Here is a 3,592-nt window from a genome sequence, read left to right as displayed (position 1 = left end):
GCCCGGGGCCCCGGGCGGCGGTTCGGTCGCGGCCTTCGCTCATCGGCAGGCGCCGAGGTCCTCCCGGATCGCACGCAGCACCGACCGGCGCTGGGTGTGGATGAAGAAGTGCCCGCCAGGCAGCAGCCGGAGCCGGAACGCCGACCCCGTCTGCGCGCGCCACGCGCCCAGCCCGGCGGCCGTCGTCGTCGGGTCCCCGATCCCGCCGAACACCGAGATCGGGCAGGCCAGCGGCGGCTCGTCCTCGTGGACGTAGGACTCCGCCACGTTCAGGTCGGCACGGAGCACCGGCATGACGAGGCTCATCAGCTCCGTGTTGCCGATCACCTCCGGGGGGATGCCGTCCAGCCGGTGCAGCACTCGCATCAGGTCCTCGTCGCAGAGCCGCCCGAGCCTCGGCATGCCGTCGCGGATCTGGGGGGCGTTCCAGCCGGAGACGAACAGCCGCCCCGGGCCCGGCAGCCCGCGCGAGCGCAGCCGCCGCGCCGTGGTGAACGACACCAGCGCGCCCATGCTGTGCCCGAACAGCGCGAACGGCAGCGGGGCCAGGCGCGACAGTTCGTCGATCACCGGATCGACGATCATCGACAGCCGGTGCGGCGGCTTCTCCCCGATGCGGGTCTCCCGGCCAGGAGAGCGCACCGCCCACAGTTCCACGTCGTCGGCCGGCAAGCCGGCCCAGCCGCGGAACGTCGTGGCGCCGCCTCCCGCGTTGGGCACGCAGACCAGCCGGGCGCGAGGCCGTTCCGGCCGCCGTAGCGGTACCAGCCAGCTCGCGGTGGTCAGGCGAGCGGTCACCACGAGACCTCCAGGGATCGTGCGGAGTCCCGGACCCGCTCGCAGGTGGCGACCAGGTCCGCCAGGGACTCGGGGGGGAACATGTGAGCCGCGTCGCCGGGGCGATACAGCCGCTCGGGCTTCGTGCACGACTCGATGAGCAGCCCGTCCGCGCCGTACGCCGAGGCCGCCAGCGCGGCCGGTGCCACCAGCGAGGCCGAGCGGGTGCTGTGGCTGGGATCGAAGATCACGGGCAGCTCGGTACGGGCGCGCAGCGCGGTGATCGCCCCGAAGCCGGGCTGCTGCGGTGTCCCGGTGGCGCCCGCGCAGAGCACCACGGCACTGTTACCCCGGGTGAAGACGAACTCCGCGGCCCGCAGCCAGTCGTCCAGACTCGCCCGTGGCCCCCGCATCAGCAGCACAGGGCGCCGCTGGGCACCCAGCTCGGCCAGGAGCGGCCGGTTGTCCAGCTGCCGCCCGTCCACCTGCAGGCAGTCGGCCACCTCGGCGACGGCCGCCACCTCGCGCGGGTCACAGACCTCGGTGATCACCGGGATGGCCGCCGCACGCCGGATCTCCGCGAGCGCCTCCAGGCCCCGCAGGCCTCTGCCGGGAAAGTGGTAGGGACTGCTGCGCGTCTTGGACAGCCCGGCCCGCAGCGCGTGCGCCCCCTGCGCTCTGACCGCCAGGGCCGTCTCGACCGCGTCCTCGGTCGACTCCAGCGCGCACGGTCCCGCCGCCCACCACAGCCTCGGCCCCCCGACCACTCCGACCTCCCGAGGAGCCTCCGGCGGGCCGGGCAGTGGTGGGCCGCCGATCGTCACCTCGCGCGCGGCCACGCCGCTGTCGCGCCGTACCAGCCAGTGGCCGTCGGGGGTGGGGCGGCGGGCCAGCACGGCGGGCGAGGCGGGTACGCAGGCGAGGGACTCGTCGCCGCTCACCACGACGAACACCCTTCCGGCCAGGCGCACCGGCCAGGCGGTGACGTCCTCGTGCGCCCCGGCCCGTGTCGCCACCTCCTCGGCGGCCTCGGCGGAGGTGCCGGGCCGCAGTTCGATCAGCATGCCGGGACCCCCGCGCCGATCTCCTTCCGCCAGGTCGCGATGCTCGCCTCCAGCGCGGCGACGTCAGGTCCGTGCCGCAGCACCCCGGTGGTGACCGGCAGCACGGCTCGCCCCGGCGCGCCGGCGGCGACGGCGACGAGGTCGCGGGTGTCGCGTCCGGCCCTGCCCAGGCCAGGCAGTTCCACGACCGCGGACGGCATGCGGGCCACCAGGTCGCGGGCTTCCCCGGCGGCGGCCCCGACCACGGCCGCCGCCGCCACGCCGTGCTCGTCGTTCCACTCCCGCACCTCGTCGGCGGTGCGCTGGGCGACGGTGCGCGAGCCGGTCATGGCGCACTGCACCCCGCCGGCCGCGTGGTTGGAGGTGCGTACGAGCACCATGACCAGCGTTCCGCTGTCCCGGGCCCGGCGCAGCAGCGGGCCGAGGGAGCCGAAGCCCATGAACGGGTTCGCCGTCACCGCGTCCCCGCGCAGCACGCTGCCGGGCCCCAGGTAGAGGTCGGCGTAGGAGTCCATCGTGTCGTCGGCGTCGCACACCTTCGCGTCCAGCACCGCCAGCGAGCCCCGCTCGTGCACGCCGCCGACGACGTCACGCAGCAGGGCGGTGCCCGCGGTGCCGAACCGGGTGAAGAACGGCACCTGGATCCGGTAGACGGCCACCTGCTCGCCCGCGGCCTCCAGCACCGTCGCGCACATTCGCCGGGCCCCGCCCACGTCGCCGGGCATCCGCCACGCCTCCAGCCACTTGGGGGAGGGGGCGAGTCCCAGGCAGAGGGCGGATCGGTTCTGCAGCAGGTCAGTCCATATCGGTACAACAGCCATGGGGTCATTGCACACAACCGAGCCCGCGTGCGCACGGCGTCCACTCGCCGTTGAGGTTCCAGCGAGTAAAATCCCCGCTCCGCGCCGCGCCCGCGATGGGGAGCGGGGATTTCGCCGCTTCTTGATCTACATCGTAAAGGGGTTGGGCTGGTGCGAACCCCCACGCACAACGCGCAGACCCGCAGTCATCGGAGCCTGCGGGTGCTGGACCACGCCGCTATCCGCCGCTCAGCGGTTGGTCCACAGATGCCAGAACCAGTCGCCCTCGGAGCAGGTGTAGTGCTCCCAGTGGCCTCGGTCGATTCCCCCCTGGCCGGCTGCCACGCAGTTGGAGTGGCTTGAGAACCAGTCGCGGTACACATCGTCGCCGGCGGGTAGCCGGCTGGCCGTGCCGGCCTGCGCGGTGACCGTGTGCGCCTCGGAGGCGGTGGCCGAAGCCGCGAAGGCGGGTGCGCCCGTCGCCAGCAGGGCCATGCCGATGATCGCGCCGACCGCCGGCAGCGCGCGGACGCGGAATGCCTTTGTGGAGCGGTTGTGCTCGCCCAGGGAGCCGGAGATGCCGCGACGATCTGTGTTCATCTTCATCAGATACCTCCAGTGTGGAGACCCCCGCCTTCAGACGGGGGAGGAAACGCGGCACGGTGCCGCGTTTCTGGGTGGTGTAGCCGTCGGCTTGCTGGAGCAGGTGGCCGTGGCGGTCGAGGACGAACACGGCCGGGTGAACCGTAAGGTTCGCTCCCTCCGGCGCCGAAGCGCCCTCGGGGTGACGCCGAACGGACCGGGTGCCGGTCCGCCCGATCTCCCCTCGCCCAGGTTGAACACCAGGTACCGCCGTGAGGCGGTGTCCGTGAGCCGTTTCGTGCCCACCCTCGGGCGTGTCTGCTCCCACGGATTCGAGAGCTTGGAGCTGAGGAAGCACCCCAAGGTCGG

At 73.4% G+C, this 3,592-nt stretch carries 4 protein-coding genes; all 4 read right to left on the bottom strand.

The window, feature by feature from the left end:
• Positions 1-39: 39 nt before the first annotated feature.
• The 4 genes from ABZ260_RS48500 to ABZ260_RS48485 all read right to left on the bottom strand — a co-directional run bounded on the left by ABZ260_RS48500 (position 40) and on the right by ABZ260_RS48485 (position 3,247).
• The gene (locus ABZ260_RS48500) at positions 40-798 is read right to left on the bottom strand and encodes an alpha/beta fold hydrolase (RefSeq protein WP_355632031.1); all 759 of its coding nucleotides are present in this window, start codon (positions 796-798) and stop codon (positions 40-42) included.
• Entirely contained in the window at positions 795-1,841 is a 1,047-nt protein-coding gene (locus tag ABZ260_RS48495) for a hypothetical protein (RefSeq protein WP_355632028.1), read from the bottom strand. The genes ABZ260_RS48500 and ABZ260_RS48495 overlap by 4 nt, the downstream gene beginning before the upstream one ends.
• Positions 1,835-2,662 (bottom strand): orotidine-5'-phosphate decarboxylase, encoded by an 828-nt coding sequence (gene pyrF, locus ABZ260_RS48490; RefSeq protein WP_355632025.1) that lies wholly within the window; start codon positions 2,660-2,662, stop codon positions 1,835-1,837. The genes ABZ260_RS48495 and pyrF overlap by 7 nt, the downstream gene beginning before the upstream one ends.
• Positions 2,663-2,890: 228 nt before the next feature.
• Complete coding sequence (locus ABZ260_RS48485; protein ID WP_355632023.1) at positions 2,891-3,247, bottom strand: hypothetical protein; 357 nt, start codon at positions 3,245-3,247, stop codon at positions 2,891-2,893.
• Between the last annotated feature and the right edge of the window lie 345 nt (positions 3,248-3,592).

It is taken from the genome of Streptosporangium sp. NPDC006013, from assembly GCF_040614275.1.
Classification (GTDB): Bacteria; Actinomycetota; Actinomycetes; order Streptosporangiales; family Streptosporangiaceae; genus Streptosporangium.
The sequence above is the reverse complement of the archived record's forward strand: the minus strand, read 5'-3'. Positions and strand labels throughout refer to the sequence as shown.